Source organism: Photobacterium rosenbergii (genome assembly GCF_033022775.1).
Taxonomy (GTDB): Bacteria; Pseudomonadota; Gammaproteobacteria; order Enterobacterales; family Vibrionaceae; genus Photobacterium; species Photobacterium rosenbergii_A.
The window spans coordinates 567572-592407 of record NZ_JAWJZI010000004.1 but is presented as its reverse complement, the minus strand read 5'-3'; the positions used below and the strand labels follow the sequence as shown (position 1 = coordinate 592407).

Annotated in this window: 23 protein-coding genes and 1 pseudogene; 10 read left to right on the top strand and 14 right to left on the bottom strand. The window is 49.0% G+C overall.

Translation table 11 applies throughout. The annotated features are described in order from the left end of the window. Positions 1-2 precede the first annotated feature (2 nt). Positions 3-1304 (bottom strand): 6-phospho-alpha-glucosidase, encoded by a 1302-nt coding sequence (locus tag R2X38_RS13455; protein ID WP_317522772.1) that lies wholly within the window; start codon positions 1302-1304, stop codon positions 3-5. 326 nt (positions 1305-1630) lie between these two features. Between R2X38_RS13455 and R2X38_RS13450 the strand changes: the two genes are divergently transcribed. Further along, positions 1631-2998 (top strand): sulfatase, encoded by a 1368-nt coding sequence (locus R2X38_RS13450; protein WP_317522771.1) that lies wholly within the window; start codon positions 1631-1633, stop codon positions 2996-2998. 73 nt (positions 2999-3071) lie between these two features. Here the strand turns inward: R2X38_RS13450 and R2X38_RS13445 are convergent. The 3 genes and pseudogenes from R2X38_RS13445 to kduD form a co-directional block, all read right to left on the bottom strand. Next, a pseudogene (locus tag R2X38_RS13445) lies at positions 3072-3782 on the bottom strand (HAD family hydrolase). A 156-nt stretch (positions 3783-3938) separates the two neighbouring features. Continuing rightward, positions 3939-4448 (bottom strand): YgjV family protein, encoded by a 510-nt coding sequence (locus tag R2X38_RS13440; RefSeq protein WP_317522770.1) that lies wholly within the window; start codon positions 4446-4448, stop codon positions 3939-3941. A 117-nt stretch (positions 4449-4565) separates the two neighbouring features. After that, positions 4566-5327 (bottom strand): 2-dehydro-3-deoxy-D-gluconate 5-dehydrogenase KduD, encoded by a 762-nt coding sequence (gene kduD / locus R2X38_RS13435; RefSeq protein ID WP_317522769.1) that lies wholly within the window; start codon positions 5325-5327, stop codon positions 4566-4568. A gap of 274 nt (positions 5328-5601) precedes the next feature. On the opposite strand from kduD, the gene kdgR reads away from it, so the two are divergent. The 3 genes from kdgR to R2X38_RS13420 all read left to right on the top strand — a co-directional run bounded on the left by kdgR (position 5602) and on the right by R2X38_RS13420 (position 8040). Next, entirely contained in the window at positions 5602-6381 is a 780-nt protein-coding gene (gene kdgR, locus R2X38_RS13430) for a DNA-binding transcriptional regulator KdgR (protein ID WP_317522768.1), read from the top strand. 86 nt (positions 6382-6467) lie between these two features. Then, a complete protein-coding gene (locus R2X38_RS13425) occupies positions 6468-7406 on the top strand; it encodes a sugar kinase (protein ID WP_317522767.1) in 939 nt (312 codons plus the stop codon). 10 nt (positions 7407-7416) lie between these two features. Continuing rightward, a complete protein-coding gene (locus tag R2X38_RS13420; protein WP_317522766.1) occupies positions 7417-8040 on the top strand; it encodes a bifunctional 4-hydroxy-2-oxoglutarate aldolase/2-dehydro-3-deoxy-phosphogluconate aldolase in 624 nt (207 codons plus the stop codon). 85 nt (positions 8041-8125) lie between these two features. On the opposite strand, the gene R2X38_RS13415 is transcribed toward R2X38_RS13420, so the two are convergent. Next, positions 8126-8758: a sugar O-acetyltransferase gene (locus tag R2X38_RS13415; protein WP_317522765.1), complete on the bottom strand. Its 633-nt coding sequence runs from the start codon at positions 8756-8758 to the stop codon at positions 8126-8128. Positions 8759-9061: 303 nt separating this feature from the next. On the opposite strand from R2X38_RS13415, the gene R2X38_RS13410 reads away from it, so the two are divergent. The 5 genes from R2X38_RS13410 (at position 9062) to R2X38_RS13390 (ending at position 14562) form a co-directional block, all read left to right on the top strand. Beyond that, entirely contained in the window at positions 9062-9856 is a 795-nt protein-coding gene (locus R2X38_RS13410; protein WP_317522764.1) for a substrate-binding periplasmic protein, read from the top strand. 434 nt (positions 9857-10290) lie between these two features. After that, positions 10291-11505, top strand: a complete 1215-nt coding sequence (locus R2X38_RS13405; protein ID WP_317522763.1) for a PfkB family carbohydrate kinase — start codon at positions 10291-10293, stop codon at positions 11503-11505. A 29-nt stretch (positions 11506-11534) separates the two neighbouring features. Further along, a complete protein-coding gene (locus R2X38_RS13400; RefSeq protein WP_317522762.1) occupies positions 11535-12476 on the top strand; it encodes a nucleoside hydrolase in 942 nt (313 codons plus the stop codon). 8 nt (positions 12477-12484) lie between these two features. After that, positions 12485-13705, top strand: coding sequence for a NupC/NupG family nucleoside CNT transporter (locus R2X38_RS13395; protein WP_317522761.1), 1221 nt, complete (start codon positions 12485-12487; stop codon positions 13703-13705). Between the two features lie 116 nt (positions 13706-13821). Further along, entirely contained in the window at positions 13822-14562 is a 741-nt protein-coding gene (locus R2X38_RS13390; RefSeq protein ID WP_317522760.1) for an outer membrane protein OmpK, read from the top strand. 184 nt (positions 14563-14746) lie between these two features. Here the strand turns inward: R2X38_RS13390 and R2X38_RS13385 are convergent, their stop codons facing one another. The 9 genes from R2X38_RS13385 to hpaH all read right to left on the bottom strand — a co-directional run bounded on the left by R2X38_RS13385 (position 14747) and on the right by hpaH (position 23336). Next, positions 14747-16198, bottom strand: coding sequence for an NAD-dependent succinate-semialdehyde dehydrogenase (locus R2X38_RS13385; RefSeq protein WP_317522759.1), 1452 nt, complete (start codon positions 16196-16198; stop codon positions 14747-14749). Between the two features lie 11 nt (positions 16199-16209). Then, positions 16210-17067, bottom strand: a complete 858-nt coding sequence (gene hpaD / locus R2X38_RS13380; RefSeq protein ID WP_317522758.1) for a 3,4-dihydroxyphenylacetate 2,3-dioxygenase — start codon at positions 17065-17067, stop codon at positions 16210-16212. Positions 17068-17170: 103 nt separating this feature from the next. Beyond that, entirely contained in the window at positions 17171-18133 is a 963-nt protein-coding gene (locus R2X38_RS13375) for an AEC family transporter (protein WP_317522757.1), read from the bottom strand. 2 nt (positions 18134-18135) lie between these two features. After that, positions 18136-18528 (bottom strand): 5-carboxymethyl-2-hydroxymuconate Delta-isomerase, encoded by a 393-nt coding sequence (locus R2X38_RS13370; RefSeq protein ID WP_317522756.1) that lies wholly within the window; start codon positions 18526-18528, stop codon positions 18136-18138. A gap of 76 nt (positions 18529-18604) precedes the next feature. After that, complete coding sequence (hpaE, locus tag R2X38_RS13365) at positions 18605-20125, bottom strand: 5-carboxymethyl-2-hydroxymuconate semialdehyde dehydrogenase (protein ID WP_317522755.1); 1521 nt, start codon at positions 20123-20125, stop codon at positions 18605-18607. 41 nt (positions 20126-20166) lie between these two features. After that, complete coding sequence (locus R2X38_RS13360; RefSeq protein ID WP_317522754.1) at positions 20167-20940, bottom strand: fumarylacetoacetate hydrolase family protein; 774 nt, start codon at positions 20938-20940, stop codon at positions 20167-20169. Then, positions 20937-21659, bottom strand: a complete 723-nt coding sequence (locus R2X38_RS13355) for a fumarylacetoacetate hydrolase family protein (protein WP_317522753.1) — start codon at positions 21657-21659, stop codon at positions 20937-20939. Before R2X38_RS13355 ends, R2X38_RS13360 begins: the two co-directional genes overlap by 4 nt. Before the next feature lie 25 nt (positions 21660-21684). Beyond that, on the bottom strand, positions 21685-22518 hold the full coding sequence (gene hpaI / locus R2X38_RS13350; RefSeq protein ID WP_317522752.1) for a 4-hydroxy-2-oxoheptanedioate aldolase: 834 nt from the start codon (positions 22516-22518) through the stop codon (positions 21685-21687). Between the two features lie 14 nt (positions 22519-22532). Continuing rightward, complete coding sequence (gene hpaH, locus R2X38_RS13345; RefSeq protein WP_107299500.1) at positions 22533-23336, bottom strand: 2-oxo-hept-4-ene-1,7-dioate hydratase; 804 nt, start codon at positions 23334-23336, stop codon at positions 22533-22535. Between the two features lie 471 nt (positions 23337-23807). On the opposite strand from hpaH, the gene R2X38_RS13340 reads away from it, so the two are divergent. Then, positions 23808-24833: a TRAP transporter substrate-binding protein gene (locus R2X38_RS13340; RefSeq protein WP_317522751.1), complete on the top strand. Its 1026-nt coding sequence runs from the start codon at positions 23808-23810 to the stop codon at positions 24831-24833. Positions 24834-24836 lie beyond the last annotated feature (3 nt).

Sequence of the window (24836 nt, the reverse complement as noted above, 5' to 3'; positions counted from 1 at the left end):
TATTACTTCAAGTTGAATTGCATCTGAGTGTTAAAGGCGTCAAGAATTGACTTGGCGGTATCGACGTTGACCACGGTGCGGTTCAGCGTCAATGCTTTCAGGGCAGCGTCGTAGTCGCGGTTCAAAATCGCGTCTACGGTCAGCTTCTCATACGCGTATTGGCTTTCCATCAACCCCTTGTAAAAGGTATCGATTTCACCAACATGGATTGGCTCTGCGCCATTTTTGCTTACCACACATGGCACTTCGACCATCGCGCCGTAAGAAAAATTCGGGATAATGCCGGTGTTTGGCACGATCATGATGAACTCTTTCTTTTCATTCATAGCCAACGCGGTAGCGAGCTCAACAATGTAGGTACCGTGTACGCCGCGCTCCAGACCGGAGCCTTCGATCGTATTATTTTCGATAATGAAGTCACACTGGTCCTGCACCGCCTGCAAGCGGTTGTCCATCACGGCATTCGCCCGGGTGTAGTTTTTATCGGACTTACTGACAATGTACTCTGGGTACAAGTAATACTGCAGGTACGTATTTGGAATATGGCCTTTCAAATCTGTTGCCATCTTCGACAACTGCTCAAAGGTTTTCACCCAGTCGCTATCTTCTTTGAGCTCCTCCGGCATCATGTTGCCCTCGGTCAGGCGCTGTTTGATTCCGGGCAACAAATCATTGCCCTGCTCATCGTAAAGATGGGTGAACCAGCCGAAATGATTCAGGCCGAAATAACGCGGCGTGAGCTTTTGACGCTCAGTCCCCAGCGCCTCGGCAAAGCCGTCGAGGATAGCGATCGGCATATCACAAAGATTGATAATCTTGCGGTCGTTCGGGAACACACGGTTGGTTGCCTCTGCCACGATAGCTGCTGGGTTTGAATAGTTGATGATCCAAGCCTCCGGCGCCTGGCCACGGACGGCTTTGACAATGTCAACCACATCAACCACGGAGCGCATACCGTAAGCAAAGCCCCCTGCGCCACAAGTTTCCTGGCCGACACAATCGTGTGCGAGTGGAATTTTCTCATCCAGCTCACGCATCTCCAGTCCGCCCGAGCGGATCTGCATGAAGACGAAATCAGCACCGCTGAAGGTCTCAGCTAGCTGGTAGCTCTGGGCAATATCCACCCCGATCGGCGCCGCCATGACCTGCGCAGCTTGATAGATTTTCTGCTGCTTGCTCTCATCAGTATCAAACAGAGTGATGTTGCTGATCGGAAACTTCTCTGTGTTATCTAGTAAGGTTTTGACCATCGGTAGCGTGTAGGTACTGCCACCACCACAAATCACGATATTGTATTTTTTCATTTCGGACACCCTGAACAATTTAATACCAAATGTATTGTTTTTTGTTTGTGGAAGTCTAGCGTGAATACGGGCAATTGTGACCTTGATCGGCTTTACCCCGCCCTCTTCCGCGAAAAGCGAGGCAAAGGTTGATCCAGCCATCTAAAATACATAATGTATTTTATTAATAGATCATTTGGTTTCTAACCTATATCGAAAATGCTGCTTCACAGAATATGGATTTAACCTCTGATCAGCTGGCGAGTTTGTCGATGATGAGCGCCAGGAAGGTTTTGCCTGGGCGAGCCCAGTTAATTGAGGCTAACAACGAGAAGAGTTATCGCACAATGAACATAATCTACATCCATTCTCACGATACCGGTCGTTACGTACAGCCATACGGCGCACCAGTATCAACCCCCAACATCATGGCCTTTGCACAAGACTCTCTGTTGTTTCGCAACTACTTTACCGTCAACCCAACCTGTTCACCGTCACGGGCCAGCTTGTTGACCGGTAGCTACCCGGCCAAAAACGGTATGCTGGGATTATCACAGCGTGGTTTTTCGCTCAAGGATACGCGTCAGCATCTCGCCTCCTGGCTGCAACAGAACGGTTTTCGTACCGCCCTCTCGGGAGTCCAGCATGAAGCTGGAGGATTTATGGATGCCAAATCACCCGTTGCCAAATCACTTGGCTATCAAACTATCCTGACTGACACCGATAACCGGTGCCTCGAGCAATGGGATTACCGCAACGCCAAACATGCCGCAGATTTTCTGCGTAGCTACGATGAAGCAGCCCCTCTCTTTCTCTCTGTAGGCCTGTTTGCCACCCACCGAGAATACCCGGAATTAACCGAGCAAGAGCTGAACACCAAGCAATATAACTACCTCGCCGTTCCCCCCACCATGATGGACACAGAGGCAAACCGTATCGATACGGCAAGGCTCCACAAGTCACTCAAGATCCTTGATGACTGTGTCGGGATAGTGATGGACGGGCTTAGACAATCGGGCAAAAATCAAGACAGCATTATCATCTTAACTACCGACCACGGTTTGGCGAACCCTTTCGAGAAGTGCAACCTAAATGATGCAGGAACGCGCATTATGCTGATGATGAAGGTGCCGGGAAGGACGCATTTGGCCGGCCAGGTCTCGCAAGGCATGGTATCGCAAATCGATATTTATCCCACGCTGTGCGAGCTCGCAGGGTTGGCAATTCCAGGGCATGTCGAAGGGGTACCCTTCACCTCGCTACTCAGCGAGGAGCCGCACAGCACAAGGGACAGGGTATATGGCGAAGTCAATTTCCATACTTCCTATGAACCGATCCGCACGGTGCGTACAGAGCGCTACCGCTTCACCAAGTACTTCGACCTGCAGTGGCCTCAATACAACCTCTCCAACATCGACGCTTCAGGGCCAAAAACGATGTTGGTCGATGCCGGAATGAGTAGCAAGGCAAAAGCAATGGAGCAGTTATATGATCTGTACTACGACCCAAATGAAAAGAATAACTTGGTAGGCGATCCTGAGTACACGCAGGTATACCAAGATCTAAAGCAAGATCTGCTCAACTGGATGGAGCAGCGCGGCGATAAGTTCTACAGCCCGCAAGAATACCAGCCCGAGTGGCAGGTCAACCAAAAAGCATGCATATCACCGAGCCTACGCAGCGATAGGGATAGGGAGTTCGCGACCCAGCCATAGAGGCTAACGCATGGCCGAGACGACAAATGAAAACCCAATCCGTCACGGTCGCCTTTGCTAGACAACTCAAGGTTCACAGGTATTTCTCACAGATAGCAGCCAATTCAAACGGTGCTTGAATGATAAAGTCCGGTTGGCTGCCCCATTGCTCAGGCATCGCGCCGCTATACGCGGCCGCAACAGAGATAACGGTAGAATCCTGCCCGAGCTCCGACTGTAAGTTACGGGCAAATTACACATCGGCTTCGTGATCGCCGACATACATGATCACCTTGTTTTCAGGGGTCGCAAACAGTTGCTCCAAGCATTTTATCCCCCCCTCAGGTGAAGGCTTCTGGCCACTCTGTGACACATCGTCATAACCGATCACCGCCTGAAAAAATGTATCGACCTGAGCCTCAGCAAGCACCCCTTTAATATTCTTGGCCGCGTTTTGCGAGCATATGCCATGGGGAATGCCAGAGAGGTGTTTAACGGTATCTTTCATCCCATCAAAAAGGGTCACCGGGGTGGTATTGGTAAGCTGGTGCTCTGCCCACATAGTGCCAGCCTGCAGCATTTCTGATTCGGTCATACCGTAGTATTTCACATAGAGTTCCTGCCAGTTTTTGGCAGCATGGTTTACCTGATGGTAAGCCGCTTCACTTTGCAGGCACTGGGGTAGATTCTCACCGGATAGGTGAGGGGCAACAATAGAGAGGATACGCTTGGTAATATCGATATTCTTAGGGACGGAATTCACAATCGTGCCATCGTAATCCCATAAAATCGCATCTAGCTTCATGGCTCCCTCATGCTAATCACTTAAAAGAGCCAACACTATATCTGATTACTTCAACGCATTCTTTCCAATGACGTCCCTGTCGGGAAACAATGCGTTGATTTATATAATCAAGTTACCTCTATGTGCATCTTGAGGTAGCTTGGGTATATAGTTTTCCTAGGCTGTCGCTATTTGCTGCTGCCGATACAGTCTCAGCATAGTTATGACATTCACACTCAGTAATGTGGCTTCAAGCAAGGTGCCGCCAATCGAGCCCACCACGATATTGTTGCTGAGCCAGCACAAAGCCCCAGCCAAGAACGCCAGACGCATCTTTATACCTTCGAGGCAGAATAGCGCGTAGGTGCCGATACAGGCTCCTGCGATGGGGAGTAAATCCAGCCACTGCTCCGCTAGGTAGAAGCCAACCGCTAAGTTACAGCCAATAAAGAAATAGGCGAGCAGCTTGGATTGAAACTTGACCGACAAGGCGGTACGGAAAGCCGAAAGCAGCGCGCTGAAACCTGCGGTAACGGCACCGAGCAAGAAAAAGTGAACCATGTGGTTGATGTTGAATACCACCATCACCACTTTTAGCTTCTTATCATCTTTTTGGTAAAACGCCGCAATTCCCAAGGCGAAACTGACAAAGCCCAGCGCCTGGGCCAAAGATATTTCACCGAACAATGTCCAGCCCTCTCTTAGTCATAAAACACAAAGTTAGTCATCAAAAAACATTGCTTATCAAATACGAAAAAACGGCCGCCCCCGTACAGGTGCAGCCGCTATCAGATACCGTTGAAATTAGCGAGCTAGCCAGCCGCCATCTACAGCCAGTGTGTAGCCGTTTACGTATGAAGCCGCATCTGAGGCTAGGAATACACACGGTCCTGCTAGATCTGAAGGCTCACCCCAGCGATCCGCTGGAATGCGCTCTAGGATTTCAGCATTACGGTTCTCGTCAGCACGTAGCTGAGCCGTATTGTTGGTCGCCATGTAGCCTGGTGCAATCGCGTTCACGTTGATGTTGTGCTTCGCCCACTCGTTAGCCATCAGACGAGTTACGCCCATTACACCACTCTTAGACGCAGTGTATGAAGGTACGCGGATACCGCCCTGGAACGAAAGCATAGATGCAATGTTTACAATCTTGCCACCGTGACCCTGAGCAATGAACTGCTTAGCAACAGCCTGAGACATGAAGAACACAGACTTGATGTTGATGTTCATAACATCATCCCAGTCAGATTCGCTGAAGTTGATCGCATCTTCACGACGAATGATCCCGGCGTTGTTTACCAGAATATCGATTTTGCCGAATTTTGTAACGGCTTGATCAACGATGCTTGCAATGTCATCAGTCTTCATCAGGTTAGCGCGGATATCAAGGAACTCACGACCAGTCTCTTTGATTTTTTCAATCGTTTCAGTTGGTTCAACAATGTTAACACCCACGATGTTACAACCAGCTTGAGCCAAACCCAATGCCATACCCTGACCAAGACCGGTGTCACAGCCTGTTACGATGGCAACCTTACCTTCTAGGTTGAATGTATTCAAAATCATGTCGTTTCCTCGATGTGTGTCCGCGGTCGTCAGACCCCGAACAAGAAATTGGTGTTCCCGTTAATGTGGTGCAACTATAGCAACACCGAAAACCCACATCAAGTTTTTTGAAAAGCTGTTTTATTTTTAAATCAACAGGGTTGACGCACATCACAAAAATGGGGACATTCCGCGTTGATTCATATTTTATGAAAAAGGTTTTTATAAAAATAGATACAAAAAATGTTAAGTCGTATAATGGTGACAAAACGAATTAGATAGAAAGGAATTTTTGATGGAGTCAACAAAACAACCTGAAGCCGTCTCATCGGTGATGAAGGTGTTCGGGATCCTACAAGCGCTTGGTGAACAAAAAGAAATTGGTGTCACTGAACTATCGCAGCGCCTGATGATGTCAAAGAGCACTGTATATCGCTTTTTGCAGACAATGAAAATGCTCGGGTATGTATCTCAAGAAGGCGAAACTGATAAGTATGCCCTGACGCTAAAACTGTTCGAACTGGGTGCCACTTCGCTTGAGCATGTTGATCTCATCGATTTGTGCGATAAAGAGATGCAACTTATCTCACAGCAAACCAACGAAGCCCTTCACCTTGGCGCGCTGGATGAAAATGCCATCATTTATATCCATAAAATAGACTCCGGCTACAACCTGCGTATGCAATCGCGCATTGGTCGCCGCAACCCGCTCTACAGTACCGCTATCGGCAAAGTTCTGCTGGCCTACCGTAGTGAAGAGTTCACCCGAAACGCCCTGAAAGATGTTAATTTTATCAAGCACACCGATAAGACCCTTGAGAACATCGACCAACTCCTGAGCGAATTGAAAACAGTCAAAGAGCAAGCATTCGCTGAAGATAACGAAGAGCAGGAGCCCGGCCTACGCTGTTTGGCGGCACCGGTCTTTGACCGCTTCGGCAATGTCATTGCCGGACTGTCAATTTCGTTGCCAACTATTCGTTTCGATGAAAAACGCAAGTCCTACTATGTCGAACTGCTGCAAAATGCCAGCCGAAAAGTCTCGGAACAGCTTGGATTTCACAATTACCCATAAAAAATAGAAACGCAATTTCATTTTTATTGACTTGCGTATTCTTATTGTTGAAAATACCCTCAGTAACCAATATTGAGGGTTTTTTTATGTCTTTAAAACATGTCGCTGTGATCGGAGAGTGTATGGTCGAGCTACAGCGCAAGGGCGAGCTCATCAAACAGAGTTTTGGTGGTGATACGCTCAATACCGCACTCTACCTTTCCCGTCTCACCCATCAATATGGTGTTGAGACAAGCTATGTGACCGGCCTAGGTACTGACAGCTTCAGCCGCGACATGCTTGACGCCTGGCAACAAGAACACATCAATACTGAGTTTGTTTTCCAATCTGAAGACAAAAACCCAGGTTTGTACCTGATTGAAACTGACAATACCGGCGAGCGCACCTTCCATTACTGGCGCAACGATGCAGCGGCACGTTACTGGCTGGATAATATCGACACCCAAGCCTTGATCGAAAAGCTCAGCCGTTTTGAAATGATTTATCTGAGCGGGATCAGCCTGGCGATCTTGCCTGACCAAGCCCGCGAAACCCTGTTCGGGGTGCTAAGAGCATGCAAAGTGCAAGGCAGTAAAATTGTCTTCGACAACAACTACCGCCCACGACTATGGCAAAATGCTGATATTGCAGCTATGCATTACCAGACTATGCTATCGCTAACTGATATCGCCCTGCTGACCTTTGACGATGAAATCATGCTTTACGGTGAACACTCTGTTGATGACTGTATCGCTCGAACCCAGCAATGCGGCGTGAGTGAAATTGTGATCAAGCGCGGCGCTGATGATTGCCTTGTCATCACTGCAGATAACTGCCAATCTGTTGCCGCCACTAAAGTCGACAATGTTGTTGATACCACAGCAGCTGGCGACTCTTTCAGTGCGGGTTACTTAGCAACACGCCTAACAGGCGGCAATACCGAACAAGCGGCAAAAAATGCCCATTTATTAGCAGGCACCGTGATCCAACATCAGGGCGCCATTATTCCAGCCACAGCAATGCCTGTGTTATTCAATTCGAATTAAGGAAGACATCATGACTACGTTAAATGCTCGCATGGCCGAGCTGAAAGTTATCCCAGTAATTGCTATCAAAGACGCTGACAAAGCCGTAAAACTGGCAGAAGTATTGTCTGAAAACGGCCTACCTTGCGCCGAGGTAACTTTCCGTACGGAAGCGGCAGCACAAGCTATCCGCAACATGCGTGATGCTTTTCCTGAGATGCTAATCGGTGCCGGTACGGTACTTAATGCCGAGCAAGTTGACCAAGCTATCGATGCCGGTGTTGATTTCATCGTGAGCCCTGGCTTCAACCCGACGACAGTGAAATATTGCCAGCAGCGCGAAATGCCTATCATCCCAGGCGTGAACAACCCAAGCATGGTTGAGCAAGCAATGGAACTGGGTCTAGATACCCTGAAGTTCTTCCCAGCAGAGCCTTCAGGCGGTGTGAACATGCTAAAAGCAATGACTGCAGTTTACCCAGTTAGCTTCATGCCTACTGGCGGCGTGAGCCCTGCCAACGTAAAAGATTACCTAGCGGTGAAATCTGTGTTCGCTTGTGGCGGTACGTGGATGGTTCCGGGTAACCTTATCGACGAAGAGCGCTGGGACGAGCTGGCAGTGCTAGTAAAAGAAGTAGCGAACGTAGTTGCTTAAGAGGCTAGAGGCCAATTAGTTTTTGATTAAAGGCAGTGGGTTTTCCACTGCTTTTTTATTTTACGCTCGCCTTTGAACGGCCTTCTTACGGCTCGATCATCGCACTGACTTCTGCGCTAAACTGCAGATCTTTGTAGTAGCACTGCCTGTCTCGCTCACCAATTTCCCGCATCACTCTACAAGGGTTGCCCACCGCAACCACATTGGCCGGGATATCTTTTGTCACCACACTACCTGCACCAATCACGCTGTTGTCACCAATAGTCACACCCGGCAATACCACCGAATTTGCGCCAATCCAAACATTGTTGCCAATGGTGACGGGCATGTTGAACTGCCCGACTTTCTTTCTCAGAGAAGGCTCGATCGGGTGGCCGGCAGTAGCAATGGTGACGTTGGGTGCAAGCATGACATAATCGCCAATCCGGATAGTGGTGTCATCAACCAGGGTGAGGTTGAAGTTGGCATACACTTGCTTGCCAACGTGGGTGTGCCTGCCCCAGTTAGCCCTCAGCGGCGGCTCGAAGTAGCAGTTTTCCCCCATCTCAGCGAAGAAGTTGTGCAGTATTTCTTCGCGCTTTTTCACCTCTGACGGGCGGGTCTGGTTATAGTCGTACAGCAACTCAAGGCACTGGGTCTGTTCATCAACGAGCGCTTGTTCATGCGAAAAATAGACTTCGCCGTTATGCATTTTTTTCTGGATTTCTTCTAGTGACATGATGGGTTCTCAAAGCGGGCTCGAAAATACAGGTATCAATACTGTTCGCTGAAGTTTGCCATTTTTGTCTTTTACTTCAATTACATTGGTCACACATATGAATAAACCTCTATAAAATGGGCTATGGGCTATGGGCTATGGGCTATGGGCTATGGGCTATGGGCTATGGGCTATGGGCATGTTATAGAATTGCCAACAAGAGTGTCAGGATTTGCGACGATAGTGCTCTCTTGCCAGCAGTTTCCTACTTTACTGTTAAACTTAAAAGACTCTTTTTGTTATTGCTGCCTGAGGTTTTTCACAATGAATAATGCCAAGTTAAAGCCTCGCTATCTGCTCCCTTTGAAACTGGCCATATACAGCTCAGCCCTTTTGGCTGTTGTCCACCTTTCTGCCGAACAACGCAAACTCACCGTCGCAATTTCAACCGATATGCCGCCCTATGTGATGGATAATGGCAGCAAAGGCCTCGAAGTTGATATTGTCAGACAGGCATTAGAAGGGTACGAGCTGGAGTTTGTTCAAATGCCACTGACGTATGTACAAAGCGCAGTACAAAACCAAAAAGCCGATATTGCCATAGGCGTGCTGGTCGATGGCGGCGAAATCTACTATTCCGATCATCTCGTTACCTTTGTGAATTTTGCCATCAGCAAGAAACGCGATAGTCTTGCAATTGACACCGTCGATGACCTCAAATCCCACCAGGTACTGACTTGGCAGAACGCCTACCTTGAACTGGGTGACGAATTCAAAGCGCTCTTCTCTCCAGGGTCTGAATACCGTGCCAACTACCATGAATTCGGCGACCAAGCTGACCAAGTGGCCCAATTCTGGAAAGCAGACAAACAAGTCATTGTTATCGACCGCAGTATTTTCGAATTCTTCAGCAAGGCAATGAAGCAGTCTACCGACAGTGTCGAGTACCACAGCCTTTTCCCTCCCGTGACAGAATTCAAAGCCAGCTTCAAAGACAAGGCGGTCAAAGATGCATTCAACAGAAAACTCAAGGAAATGTGCCAAAGCGGCGCATACGTCAAGCTGCTAGAAATGTATGACGTAGAGCTAGAAAGAACGGTATGTGAAAAGATTAATTAAGTAGGTTAGGAATTTACCCAATAAAAAACACCACGGACAACAACCTGTTCGTGGTGTTTTTCTATCTGCGATTTGCTCAAAGTAAGATCAGCTCACCGTCTTCCAGCACTATGTAGTACATCGTTATCCATCCTTGGCTTTTTCCATGACTCTATTATCGCCTTACCGGCCTGTCCTTGGCAGGGCAAAAAACAAGAAAGAGTTGGACTATTCATTTCATCATCAACCCAGCTTTCCTGATAGCCTCCTCCCCCCTAAATACCCTCTTCTAGTGACAGAAATTTATCAAGAGTAGAAAAATACCTCCAAGTAAGTTTCGAGACATATATTGAAACAAATTCGGACAGCCAGTGTCCGAATTCAATTTATAATTGAGTGCCAACAATCAGATCTCATTTCGCTCTCCCCATATTATTTCCCACAAAGGAGGTTCCATGCTCAAGCAACAACGAATCAACACTATTCGCTCTCTATTGCTTAAAGATAAGCAGGTGTCCGTTGCTGAGCTAGCAAGATTGTTAGAAGTAACTGACAGAACAATCCGAAGGGACTTAAAACAATTAGCAGAATCAGGCGTCGCAGAGTTGTCCTTTGGTGGAGCAAGACTCGCAACTATCGAAAATAATGCTTTATTCAAGCAGGTGGGTATTAACAATATTATGAATGCACTTTCTGGCAAATATATTAGTGGGAAAAATGATAAAGAACCGAGCTCCAACCATATGTTGGGAGTTTATATTCTTGGTTCTTTTAATATTGATATTGTTTCTGAAGTCCCTGACTTTCCAAGACAAGGGGAAACGATTCACTCCCTTTCTACTGGGTTTTATGCTGGGGGAAAAGGCTCCAATCAAGCAACTGCCGCTGCAAAAGTGAATGACTTTGTACACCTAGCCGTAAAAATTGGAGATGATGAATTTGGCAGTAAAGCACGCCAGTACTTTTCAAGCACTGATATCCACTCATTCTCTATTTTCGAAGATAAGAAGGCACATACAGGCAATGCCTCCATCTTCGTTTCACAGGAGTCGGGTGAGAACTTTATTGCGATTGATTTAGGTGCCAATAAAACCATTACCGATTTGGAACTTCACCAAGAATATGAGCTTATTGAGCACAGTAAGGTTTTTCTTACCCAGCTGGAAAACAACTTCGAAGCGACAAAACAAGCGATAGAATGTGCGAGCGCCACCGGATCCTTGGTGATGCTAAACCCAGCGCCGTATATCGATGAATGTAAGTCGCTTATACACCTCGTCGATATCATCACCCCTAATGAAACTGAAGCTCAGGATCTGACAGGTATCAAGGTTACTGACCTAGATACTGCGCAACAAGCAGCAAAAGCAATCCATGCCATGGGCGCCAAAATAATCGTCATGACGATGGGCAGCAAAGGGGCATTAATGTTTGACGGTCAACAATACCGATATTATCCACCATATAAAGCTGCCGTCACGGATACATCAGGCGCTGGTGATTCATTCAACGGCGCACTCGCAGCCTGCTTAGCAAATGAACAACCTATTGATTATGCAATTAAGTTTGCCTCAGCCTACGCCTCTCTCGCCGTAGAGCGTAAAGGTGCTTCCAACATGCCCGAAGCCTCATTGGCCGAAGCTCGACTAACAGAACAGGAAAAAATGTAATGGCTAACCACACACTCGAATTATCCCTAATGAAAGCTGAATTTTCGCCAATGACACTTACTGAGCGAATGGCCAAGATGGACGTCCCGGCCACGGGCAAAATACCCACTGTCATCGATAGCGATACCTTTAATGAAATTGACGATCAATTCGCTATCGCTTGGGCAATGCTCAGAAGTGATCGTATTGATCTTCAAGCCATATATGCCGCACCTTTCACCAACTCGATGTTCAACGACACACACGAAGCTGTATCAGATCCGAATGTTGGGATGACACTGAGCTACGAAGAAATTGAGCGCGTTATAGACAGAGTAAAAGTTGACAAAAAACCTGATATTTTTAAAGGTTCAACACAATATGTTTATCAATGCTCTTCGCCTGAACGCTCCGCAGCCGTTGATGACTTGATTGCCAGAGCCCATGCTTGCGAAGGCATACTCCAGGTTATCAGCATCGGCGCACCAACGAATATCGCCCACGCTCTCATTGCAGACCCATCAATAATTAACAAAATCCACGTTCTATGGCTGGGTGGTCACAGCTTTGACTGGCCTAACACCGAAGAATTTAACCTATTACAAGACAAAGATGCCAGCCGAGTACTTTTAGATTCAGGCGTCGCCCTTACCCTTTTCCCTTGTATGGGGGTGACTAACACCCTCGCGACATCAGTACCAGAATTGCAGCACTACTTAGCAGGCACCAGTGAAATTGGCGATTACCTCGCCCAAGAAGCGCCCAAATGCCCATGGATCGGATTTGCAAACCGAAAAGTTATCTGGGATATCGCCCCTGTTGGGTACCTACTTGACGCTAACTGGTACACAGAAACATTTATGGCCTCACCGGTATTAAATGACAACTTAACATGGAGTTTTGATAGCCGACGTCACCCTATTCGCGTCATCAAGTTTATTGAACGCGATAACTTGTTTATTGATTTATTTAGCAGATTAATTGAAGGGTAACAGTAAAGATGCAAACATTAATTCCTCTTTTAGGTATGGCTGTTTTGCTTTTTATCGGTTGGGTATTTTCTTGCAACCGTAAAGCAATAAAGCTCCGTACTGTTGGCGTTGCGCTTGCGCTACAAGCATCAATCGCTGCCTTTATACTATTCGTTCCTGCTGGCCAAGTTATATTGGTCGGTATATCTAGTGCCGTAAGTTCCATCATGGATTACTCGGGTGAAGGTATTCGCTTTTTATTCGGTGAATTAGGCGCTTATGGCTCTGGTTTTATCTTTGCCATCCATGTTTTACCAATCATTATTTTCTTTAGCGCATTTATGTCAGTACTGTATTACTTAGGGGTAATGCAGCGCCTAGTTAAATACATTGGGATGGGAGTCCAGAAAATTTTAGGGACTTCACAGGCTGAATCAACAGCAGCGGCGGCAAATATATTCATTGGTAACACCGATGTCTTTGTCATGATGAAACCCTATGCGCCCAAAATGACAAAATCAGAGCTCTTTGCATTAATGACTGGGGGCTTTGCCTCTATTGCTGGCTCAGTGTTAGTGGGGTTTGCCGGCATGGGTATTGAAATTAAATACTTAGTATCTGCCGCCTTTATGTCAGCCCCAGCAGGTCTACTATTTGCTAAAATCATTTATCCTGAAACCGACGAACCAGTTGAAGTCGACCTCGATATCTACAATGACGAAGATAAACCAATCAACATCATTGAAGCCGCAACCAGTGGCGCTTTCAATGGACTAAAGATGGCATCTGCCATCGGTGTCATGTTACTTGCCCTTATCGCTTTAATAGCAATGTTCAACGGTATGCTCGGAAGCCTTTTCGAGTTGGTCGGTATTGAGGGCGTGACTCTACAGGCTATCTTTGGCTATATTTTTGCCCCTATTGCCTTTTTACTTGGTGTTCCTAGCAATGAAGTTCTCATCGCCGGTAACTTCCTTGGTCAAAAGTTGGTCCTAAATGAGTTTGTCGCCTTCATGAGCTTCTCTGAAGTGCGTGAATCCTTAAGCCATGAGACTCAAGCTATTATTACCATGGCACTAGCAGGGTTTGCCAACTTATCAGCCCCAGCCGCTATGATAGGTGTTCTAGGGACTATTGTTCCCAAAATGAAACCTTTTATTGCCTCTATGGGAGTTAGGGTGATTCTAGCAGCTACCCTAGCAAACTTAATGAGTGCAGCGATTACCGGTTTATTCATCTCTTTCGTATAAATTAAATTCGGGAGTCATTATGGCTCCCACTCTTTTAAATAATGCACATTAACTCGGCTATAAATTGCTGAGAGATTTGTGACGCCTAAATCCAAAATAATATGGTGACATAAAAAATGAAGAAAACAATTAGTACATGTTTATTATGCTGCGCTCTCTCAACCCCTACAAGTTTTGCTGGTGAATATTCAGGTTGGGGAAACCTTCACTTCGATTATCAAGCTTGGGGACATGGCGTATCTGATAGCGAGTTTGACCAAGCATTGATCGGTATTGAAGGGGGCTTCAATTTCGAATGGGGTGAATTGTTTGGTTTTTATGATTTCGAAGGGCTTGACCGAGATTCCGGGGAGCAAACAGCAACATACAATTTGCAAGCCCATACGTATATTGGCAACTCAGGCGCTAGTATTTTTTCTAAGGTGTACAGCTCCCATGGCACTGAAATAAAAGAAACAAACAGCTTCCTTGGATTTGGCTATACCGACATCAGTGGTGACGGCTGGTGGTTTACTCCTTGGGTAGCTGGTAACTATACAACGGTATACAATGAGTTCGCAGATATTACGAATGTAAACGGATTCAATGGCGCAACATTAGGTTGGAGTGCAGGTTATGTGTTTGAAGCTTTCGGAAAACCTTTCCTATTGAGTAACTGGACAGAAATCGAAATGTTCCGAAACAATGAATATGCACATAATAACTATGGCAGTACTGGAGTGAATGGTGGTCTTAATTTAGGTATGGATATTACTAAAAACATCAATGCTACTGTAATGTACAGATACTATTATAATAAACTCGGTGCCGACGGTTATGGCGATATTATGATTTACCGTTTAGCATATAAGTTTTAACATTTACTAATATCACTCATAGCTTAATAATAAATCCATTAATTTTTGCCCTTTAATTATTATTCTATGTGCAATGAAATTTATCTATACTCATTACAGAATAATTAAATAATTTAAGTTACTGAAAGATGCGCTATCTAACATTAAGATAGCGCATCTTCTTTGAAAGACTAAAAAATATCCTTTACTCCAGCCCCCCCATAAACAGGTACTTCATTTCCAGATAATCTTCCATACCATGACGGGAGCCTTCGCGGCCTAGGCCGGATTCCTTGACCCCGCCAAATGGCGCTGCCGCTGTGGAAATCAAGCCTTCATTGATACCGACCATCCCGCTTTCCAATGCGTCCCCCACCCGCCAGGCGCGGCCTAGGGAGCGGGTATAGAGATAAGCAGCCAAGCCTGAGTCAGTATTGTTGGCACGCTCGATAACTTCTTGTTCTGATTGAAAGCGGAACAACGGCGCCAGCGGACCGAAAGTTTCTTCGCTCGCCACCAGCATATCGTCATTCACATCGACCATGACATGTGGTTGGACAAACAGCCCCTTTTGCTCGGCAAGATTACCGCACAACACCTTTGCGCCTTTAGCTAGAGCATCATCAATATGGGTACGCACTTTCTCGACCGCACCGCTATTGATCATCGGGCCAATTTCGACCCCATCGGCAAAGCCATCGCCGACATTGAGATTGGCAACCCGGGCGGCGAGCTTCGCGGCAAACTCATCGTATACCGCGTCGTGGACGAAGATCCGGTTGGCACAAACGCAGGTTTGCCCGGCATTGCGGAACTTGGCAATCATGGCGCCATCGACTGCGGCATCGATATCAGCATCGTCAAAGACAATAAACGGTGCATTGCCGCCAAGCTCCAGCCCCATTTTCTTAATAGAGGCTGCCGACTGGCTCATCAAAATCTTGCCGACATTGGTCGAGCCGGTGAAAGAGACTTTGCGGACCTTCTTGTGCGCGGTCAACACGCCACCGATAGCTACCGCATCGCCGGTGATCACATTGAGCAACCCGGCTGGCAATCCGGCCTGCTGTGCTAATTCAGCCAATGCCAACGCGGTAAACGGGGTTTCCGGTGCCGGTTTTAGTATTACCGCGCAACCTGCGGCAAAGGCCGGTGCACACTTGCGGGTGATCATCGCGGCAGGGAAATTCCAAGGGGTAATGGCTGCTACCACGCCGATCGGCTCTTTGGTCACCACAATTTTGCCATCGGTTTTGTGGCTCGGGATCACCTCGCCATAGGCGCGCTTGGCTTCTTCGCTGTACCACAGCACAAAGCTGGCGGCATAGGCGATTTCCCCTTTGGCTTCGGCATAAGGCTTGCCTTGCTCGGTGGTCAGGATCCTCGCCAAGTCCTCGGTATTTTCGACAATCAAATCATACCAGCGGCGCAGCACCACCGAACGGTGATCGGCTGTGGTCTGCTTCCACTTCTCGAACGCCTGCTGGGCGATGTCGACGCACTGCGCGGCCTCTTTCTCGCCCATGTAAGGCACATGGCCAATCACTTCTTGGGTTGATGGGTTGGTGATCGCCGTTGTCTTACCGTCTAGGGCATCAGACCATTCGCCGCCAATGTAACCTTGCTGTTTGAACAGCGCTGTTTTTTTCAAATCCATCTGCGCTTCCATTATTCCGTTACCTCGAACAGCACGTTAACCTGCCCGGTGCCGGAGCTTGGGAAGTACTCGGTCACAATCTCCGCCTTGCCTTCGTACTTGTCCCAGCCCAATGCGCCAAACAGCATCGCAGTGTCATGCATACCCCCTTCACCCGAGCACAGCGCCGCATAGTCAGGCAACATATCCAAGAAGGTTTTGTAGTCGCGCCTCTGCCACAGATCCAATACCCGCAGATCGACCTGGCGGTTGAATTCTTTGGAGATAGTGAAGGTGCCATTGTTGGCGACATAATCATCGTTATCCCAGATGCGGTGGGACAAGGAGCCCGAGGCCAGCAGCATCACCCGGCTGTCACTCTCTTCAATCGCTTCGCGGATCGCTTCGCCAAGAATACGGGATGACTCAATGCTGTGTACCGAGCACCATGCCGCAACCGAAACCACCTTGAAGTGGCTGTCTTCATTCATATAACGCATCGGTACCAGGGTGCCGTATTCAAGATCCAACGACTCAACCTGGTGGGAAAGGGTAAAGACCCCCTTATCGGTCGCCTTATCCGCAATACGGTTACCCAGCTCAGCATTGCCATAGTATTGGTATTCCAGGTTCTGAATGAAATGCGGGAATTCGTGGCTGGTGTAGTTACCGGTAAACTGCTGGTTGGCATTGATATGGTAGCCGGCATTGACCAGCCAGTGGGTGTCGAGCACGACAATGGTATCGACGTCCAGATCCTTGGCGAGCTGGGCAATCTGCTTGTGTCCATCAATGGCTGCCTTGCGGCAACCGTGCAGCTTACCCGGCTGCTCGGACATAATCATGGTTGGTACGTGAGTAATTTTTGCTGCAACACAGAGTTTGCCCATAATAAATTCCTTCTCTCAATCACATCCTGTCAGGTCGCGGACGTCAGTTTCAGTTATTGGTTTTCAGGTACAGGGTTTCAGATATTAGGTTTCAGGTATTGAGTTAAAACAGTAACAAGGCCAGGGTGGTAAAAGCGCTCACCGTCAGCATGCCCAGCAAGGTGGTTGGCAACAGCACCGCCGAACACAACCCTCCCATCTGGTAACGCTGGCCAATCACGGCATACACGCCAAACATCGGCACACTGGCCAAAATCACCCCGACCGAACTCATCATCGGATCAAGCTGGAACACCAGCATCAGCATGACCAAAATCGACAGTGGGTGGATCAACAGCTTAGCGAGCATCACGGTACCTATCTCCCGCTTCATGCCCGACACGCTAACACCTACCAAGCCGCCACCAATCGTGAACAGAGCCACTCCGGTCACTGTGCTGGCCAACATATCAATGATGCGCTCGGCCGCCTGTGGCGGGTGCAGTGACATCGCCGAGCACGCCAGTCCCAAGACAATCGACAGTACAATCGGGTTCTTGGCCAGGTTGAGTGCGGTTTCCTTCATTTTCCCCTTGAGGTTGGCGCCGCTGTCGTTTTCCGCCATGTCAGCCAAACCCAGCAGCAAAGGCAGCATGATCAGGTTCTCGACAATCAAGGTGAGGGAAAACGGGATCAACGCCGGGGTATCAAACAAAAAGAAAATGATTGGAAAGCCAATCAGCAAGCTATTGGAAAAGCTCCCGCCCAAGCCCAGCACCACACTTTCGACCGGCGTCCTCTGCAACATCCAAATGGCATAGATAAAGACCAAAGCAAACGCCACCAGCGACCCCAGGGTGTAGGCCAGGATATAGTCGGTATGCCACACTTCCCCGAGGGATTTGGTACTCAAGGCACTGAAAATGGCAGCCGGCAAGCCGAAGTTAAACACAAAGGCAGCCAGCGCCTTGTGCCCGTTTGGCGGCAAGATCCCGCGGCGGAACGCCAGATAGCCCAGCCCAATCATCAGGAACACCGGCATGATGGTGGAGAAGACATACTGGAAGTGCGCCCAAGCCTGTCCCATGACTACTGTCCTTGTTTCGCCAGTTTCTGGTGAATATTGTTTTTGCGGTAGTTGAGCACCGGATGAAGCTCGGTCATCTCAAAGCCGACACTCAAATAACGTTTTTCAAAGGTAGGGGCAAGAAACTGGGTAAACACCTCGAACACCCGATCAGCGGCTGCCTTCAAGATCTCTATATCCCGCCCGACACCCACTTTAGCGGTTAAATGAATAAAGCTATTTTCTGGGTCTTCGTCGGCGATCAGTACATGATCACAACGGATTGCCCGAGTTCGGATCCCACCTTTGGGGAACACGCCTGTATCAATGGCCTCGCGGTGGATCACTCGCATCAAGGCTGGAATATCAACGTCTTGCTCCAAGTTAGCGGAGTATTCCATAATGAAATGAGGCATTATCCTTCTCCTCTTGCAAAAGGGCCCCGGCACCTAGCCAGGCCGAGGTACCCTTATCAGTCGGTTATATATCTGCTTATTTACCTAAAGAAGGCACATTGTGGGTATCGTGGGCAATGCAGATATTCTTGGTTTCCATGTAGAAATCGAAGCTCCAATCACCGCCATCTCGACCAACGCCCGACATCTTCACCCCGCCAAACGGCGACGGCAGGTTACGGTTATTTTCTGAGTTCACCCAGATCATCCCGGCTTCGACATGTGTCGCCATGCGCATTGCCCGGCCGGTATCGCGGGTCCAGATATAACCTGACAGGCCATAGTCCGTATCATTGGCAATGTGCAGCGCCTGCTCTTCTGTGTCGAACTCGATAGCTGTCAGCACCGGGCCAAAAATTTCTTCCTTAGCCACGCGCATGGTGTTGTCCGCTTCGGTAAACAAGGTCGGCGTCAGGTAGTTACCGTTGCCCAGCTCTGGCAGTGCACGACCACCAACAGCGATCGTTGCCCCGTCCTGCTCGGCAAAATCCATGTAGCTCAATACCTTGTTGTAGTGAGACTGATGTACCAGCGGGCCAACTTCAGTTTGTGGATCCAACGGGTGGCCAACCTGTAGGTTCTCAACGCGTTGCTTGAGGGCTTCGATGAATTTTGGCTTGATGCCTGATTGGATCAGCAAGCGGCTGGAGCTGGTGCAACGCTGTCCATTGAGGCTGTAAATCATGAAGACCACCGCATCCAGTGCACGTTCGAAATCAGCATCGTCAAACACAATAACCGGGTTCTTGCCGCCCAGCTCAAAGTGCACACGCTTGAGTGTCAGTGCGCCCTGGGCCTGGATCATCGAACCCGTGACGGTCTCGCCAACAAACGCGACGGCTTTGATCGCCTTGTGTTCTGTCAGTGCCTTACCTGCCACCTCACCAAAGCCATTGACCATGTTCCACACACCAGCAGGCAAACCAGCTTCTTCGGCACACTCGGCCAAAATGGCCGCAGTCAATGGGCTGAATTCCGCCGGTTTGTGAACCACGGTACAGCCGGCCGCCAGCGCTGGCGCAATCTTCCAGGTCGACAGCATAAATGGGGTATTCCACGGCGTGATCACGCCAACCGGGCCAATCGGGGTACGGATGGTATAGTTGGTATGGTTGTCTTGGTGCAGTGACAGGCCATTTTTCGCCTCAGGCGATTTATCAGCGAAGAAGCGGAAGTTAGCCGCGCCGCGTACCGCCGCCTGGCGCATGAATCGCAGCGGCTGGCCGCAGTCCATGGATTCAACCAACGCGATTTCCTCGGCGCGCTCTTCGATCTTATCTGCCAGCCTATGCAGGATCTTGCGGCGCTCGGCACCAGAGATCGCCGCCCACTCAGTAAACGCTTTCTCGGCAGCCAAACACGCTTGGTTAACATCTTCTGCCGAGCCTTTGACCACTTTGCCCAGCGAGGTATTGTCGGTTGGGGTTAGGTTATCAAACGTCTCCCCTTCCGAGCCCAGTGTCCACTCGCCATTGATATAGTGGCCCAGGGTTTGATTCTGAAAACGGGCCAAATAGCTGTTGGCCTTGTTGATATTGGTATCGAGTTGCTGAGTCATCATTTTCTTCCCTAAATCTTTTAATTGGAATGGGTAACAGGCTAGTCAGTCAGTTCGCCATAGAAGGCTTTCTCTGACAGCACTGGGTTTTCCAGCGTGCCGATCCCCTCAATCGAGCAGCTCACCACATCACCCGGCTGGATGTCCTTCAGCCCTTTCGGTGTACCGGTGGCAATCAGATCCCCTTCGCTGAGCGTCATGAAGCTGCTGAGGTACTCAATCAAAAACGGAATATCGAAAATCATATCGGCTGTCGTGCCCTGCTGGGTCAGCTCGCCATTCACCCGGGTTTCCAATAACAGATTGCTCACATCGGCGATATCGTCCGTGTCGACAATCCAAGGACCAATAGGGCACAGGGAGTCGCGGCTCTTCACCCTTAGGTTCGGGCGGTAGAAGTTTTCGAGATAATCACGGATCGCGTAGTCATTGCAGATGGTATAGCCCGCGACATACTCAAGTGCGTCCTCGCGCTTGATGTTCTTGCCGCTTTTGCCAATCACGGCCACCAGCTCACATTCATAATGCATAAACTCGATATCGTCCGGGCGGTAGGAAGGCTGCTGGTGACCCGTAAGGGTATTGCCGCCCTTTAGGAATACCAGCGGCTCTTTCGGTGGCTCAAACGCCAGCTCCGAAGCATGGTCGGCATAATTCAACCCAAGGGCAAAAATCGTCCCCGGGTTCTCCACCGGGCATAACCATTTTACTGCTTGTGAAGGCACTACCTCGCCACTTGCCGTCACCAGCTCGCCTTCAAAATTGACGATGACATCCAACACTTTTCCTTTGTATTCCACTCTGGCGCGCTTCATGCGTACTGGCCTCCCACTGTGTTTTGTAGACTGATAAACGGAGCTGAACGAGTTACGTCTCCTACCGTTGAAGACTTGTTAACCGTTGACGACTTGTTAACCGTTGAAGACTCTGTAACGGTTGACGACACCTTGTCATAGGGCTGCAATGCAATACGCTCACCGGCAAACCCGACAGCGATAATATCGCCAGCTTCTAACGTCATGATGTGGGAGATTCGCTCCAGCAGCGCCGGGACATCCCAGTAAAGGCGAGAGAGCGGCAGTTGCTGTGCTGGCTGGCCATTGACCATGGTCGTGACCACCAAATCTGATAGCTCGCCGACATCGGAAAGCGTGACAGGGGATGACAAGGTTGCCGAGCCATCCAAGCACTTGCCCTTGATATCCGGGCGGTAGTAACTGGTTTCTGGTAAAGAGAAATCATGCAGCAGGGCAACACCTTCGACATACTCTAGCGCCTGTTGCTCAGACACTCGGCAGCAAGTCTGGCCGATAATGACTGCTAGGCTGGCACCAACCACAAACTCATCGCTATCGGCTGGCCACGTCACCGCTTCAGATTCGTTATTCCAGGTATTCCTTGGTTTGAAATACAGCACAGGCTGTGTCGGTGGTGCCTTGTAAGGTGGTTCATTGAATGCTTCCGCCATGACTTGGCGTTGCTCGCTGTCATTGAGCGCGACACACACCACTTTGCCTTTAAACATCTTTTCCATCATCTTCCTTTCAACCCCGCGATTCTTAATACACGTTGGCAACAGCAGCCGCTTCGGTATTGATATTGGTGTCGCTGTTGCTGTCCTTATCTTTCAATTTTTTTGCTAGCCCTTCCGCGCCCTGGCGCAGTAACAAGGTATCTACCCCGGCCCCGATGAACTTCACCCCTTGTTCGACATACCCTTTCGCCTGCACCGGGTTCAGTGACAAAATCCCCACCGCTTTGCCGGCGCGGTTGATCACGTCGATGGCATGGTCGATAGCGGCGACGACATCCGGATGCCCCGGGTTGCCGATATGCCCCATCGAACCGCTGAGATCCGAAGGCCCGATAAAGATGCCATCAATCCCCTCGACGGCAGCAATCGCCTCGATATTCTCAATCGCCTCGACCGTTTCTACCTGCACCAGCAGGCAGATCTCTTCATTGGCCTGATGCAAATAGTTGGGGATACGGTTCCATTGTGATGCCCTTGCCAAGGCGCTGCCGATACCGCGCTGTCCTACAGGGGGGTAATACACTGATTGCACCGCCTGTTTGGCTTGTTCAGCACTGTTCACCATAGGAACCAGCAAAGTCTGGGCACCGATATCCAACAAACGTTTCAGCAGTGTCGGATTGCCGTCTTCAGCCCGAACAATGGCCGACGTTGGATGCGGCGCTAGCGCCTGCAGGTGATATTTGATCCCAGTCAGGTCAAACGAGGCGTGCTCGCCATCGATCAATACCCAGTCGAATCCACTACCACCGCAGATTTCTGCGCAGCTGGTATCGGGTAGGCCAAGCCACAGCCCCCATAACGGTGCCTCTTGGGTGAGAGCTTGCTTGAATACGTTTTTAGGTAGTTGATTACTCATTAGCGCACTGCCCCCTAGACGAACTTGACCGAGATGCCGCCGAGCGGGCCGAAGTCAGCATGGATACTGTCACCAGCCTTCACCGCCACCGGACGGGTAAAGGAGCCCGCCAAGATCACCTGCCCCGGTTCTAGCGAAACACCGTGCGGCGCAAAACGCTTACACACCCAGCAGATCCCATTGGCAGGGTGGCCTAATACCCCAGCGGCTAGGCCGGTTTCTTCGATTTGGCCATTGAGGTAAAGCATGGCGCCGGCCCAGCGCAAATCGAGCTCGGTGGGTTTGATAGGGCGGCCGCCAAGAATAATGCCGGCATTGGCTGCATTATCGGCAATGGTGTCGTACACCTTGCGGGTATAACCGGACTGTGGATCAGTACGGTGGCAACGGGCAGCAATCAGCTCCAGTGCAGGTACCACATAATCAGTGGCATTGAGCACATCGAATATAGTGATGTTGTCGCCTTCAAGCTTGTCCTTGAGAATAAAGGCCAGCTCTACTTCAATACGCGGGTCGAGAAAGTCATCTGCGGGAATTTGGGCACCGTCAGGAAAAAACATATCATCAAGCAGTACGCCATAATCTGGCTGGTCAATATTGACCGCCATCTGCATTGCCCGCGATGTCAGGCCAATTTTGTAACCTTTTACTTCGGCCCCTTCACGGATTTTTCGTTCTACCCAACGGCTCTGGATACGGTAGGCGTCATCCATACTCATCTCTGGGTAGTCTAGGGTTAGTGCCGGGATCTGCTCCCTTCCTTTTTCGGCTTTATATAACCGCTCTGCCGCTACATGAATTTGATCTTCCGTTAACATTTCGCATTCCTTTTTTCTGGCTGACTGATTGCCAACGTCCCTCGTCCACAGTCATGCTGTCAGGGAAAGCAATTAGCAACTAATTAACATGTTAAATACATTAGTTAATATGTTAACTAATGTCCAGCAATTCAATGATGGCAGATAAAAGCCACTTAAAATCAGACACTTAACTTTAAAAATAGACATTTAATCATTTATCATGCAAATCTCGTTACATTCAAAATGTTGGAAGGATCACATTTGTAGGAGGTATTTACAGACTGGTCATTAATCAAACAAGCCAGAAAATAATCTCGGGAGTGTTTTTATTTTCGAATCATTGATCCAGTTAACAAAGCAACAGGAAATCAACACATTTTATTAACAACACCTTTGCTTTCTGGTGAATTAGTTAATATGTTAACTAAAGTCCAATAACGACTCACCCAGTGAGCACTACTCATCATCCATAACTAAAGGAATCCTGTTATGCGTGTAACCAAAATTGCCTCCATGACCACCGCTGCACTACTGATGTTTTCCACTTATGCCGTACAAGCTGCCCCTGAAAAAACAATCAAGATCAGTACTTGGGGGTCGCCAAACCACGGTATCAACAAAGTTGTTTGGCCTACGTGGGGGGAATGGGTTGAAGAGGCCACTGAAGGCCGAGTAACAGTAAAGGTGGAGTACGACCTTGCCCCGCCGCAAACCCAAATCGATGTCGTGACCGATGGCATCGGTGAAGTGACCTGGATTTACCATGGCCACAAGGCAGGCCGCTTCAAGCTTACCCAGCTGCCTGAGATCCCGACTTTTTCTGACTACGCCAGCTCTGAGCTGATCTCCCAAGCCTATTGGCGCACCTACGAAGCCTACCTGAAGAAAGGCCGTGAGCACCGCGGTGTTGAAGTACTGGCATTGAGCGTCAATGGCCCGGGCCAGCTAATCACCAAAGGGCCGGTAAGTTCACTGGACGATATCAAAGGCAAGAAGCTACGTGTCGGTGGCGGCGTTATTTCGGATATCGCCAAAGACATGAAAGTCACACCGGTTTTCACACCAACCACCAAAGTGTATGAGTCTATTTCCCAAGGCGTCGTCGACGGCACCTACCTGCCTTATGAATCTCTTGCCTCTTTCCGTCTTGCCGAAGTTGCTGACAACACCACTGTTTACCCTGGCGGGATCTTCCGCGGTAGCTTTGCCATCGTGATGAACCGAGACACCTTATCAGGCTTATCGAAAGCTGATCAGGAAGCCATCCGCAGCGTCTCGGGTGAAAAATTATCTCGTCTGTTCGGTAAGATGTGGGATGACATGGACAACGTCGGTTACGAAGCAGGTATAGCCAACGGCCACACCTTTACCCCTGCAACGCCGGAGATGATTGCCGACCTGAAAAAATCCACCGAGCCGTTGGTCAACAAATGGTACAAATCGGCCAAGCAACGCAAGATAGACGGCGAAGCGGCCTACAACTACTTCTATAAAGAGCTTGAACAAGGACTGTAAGCT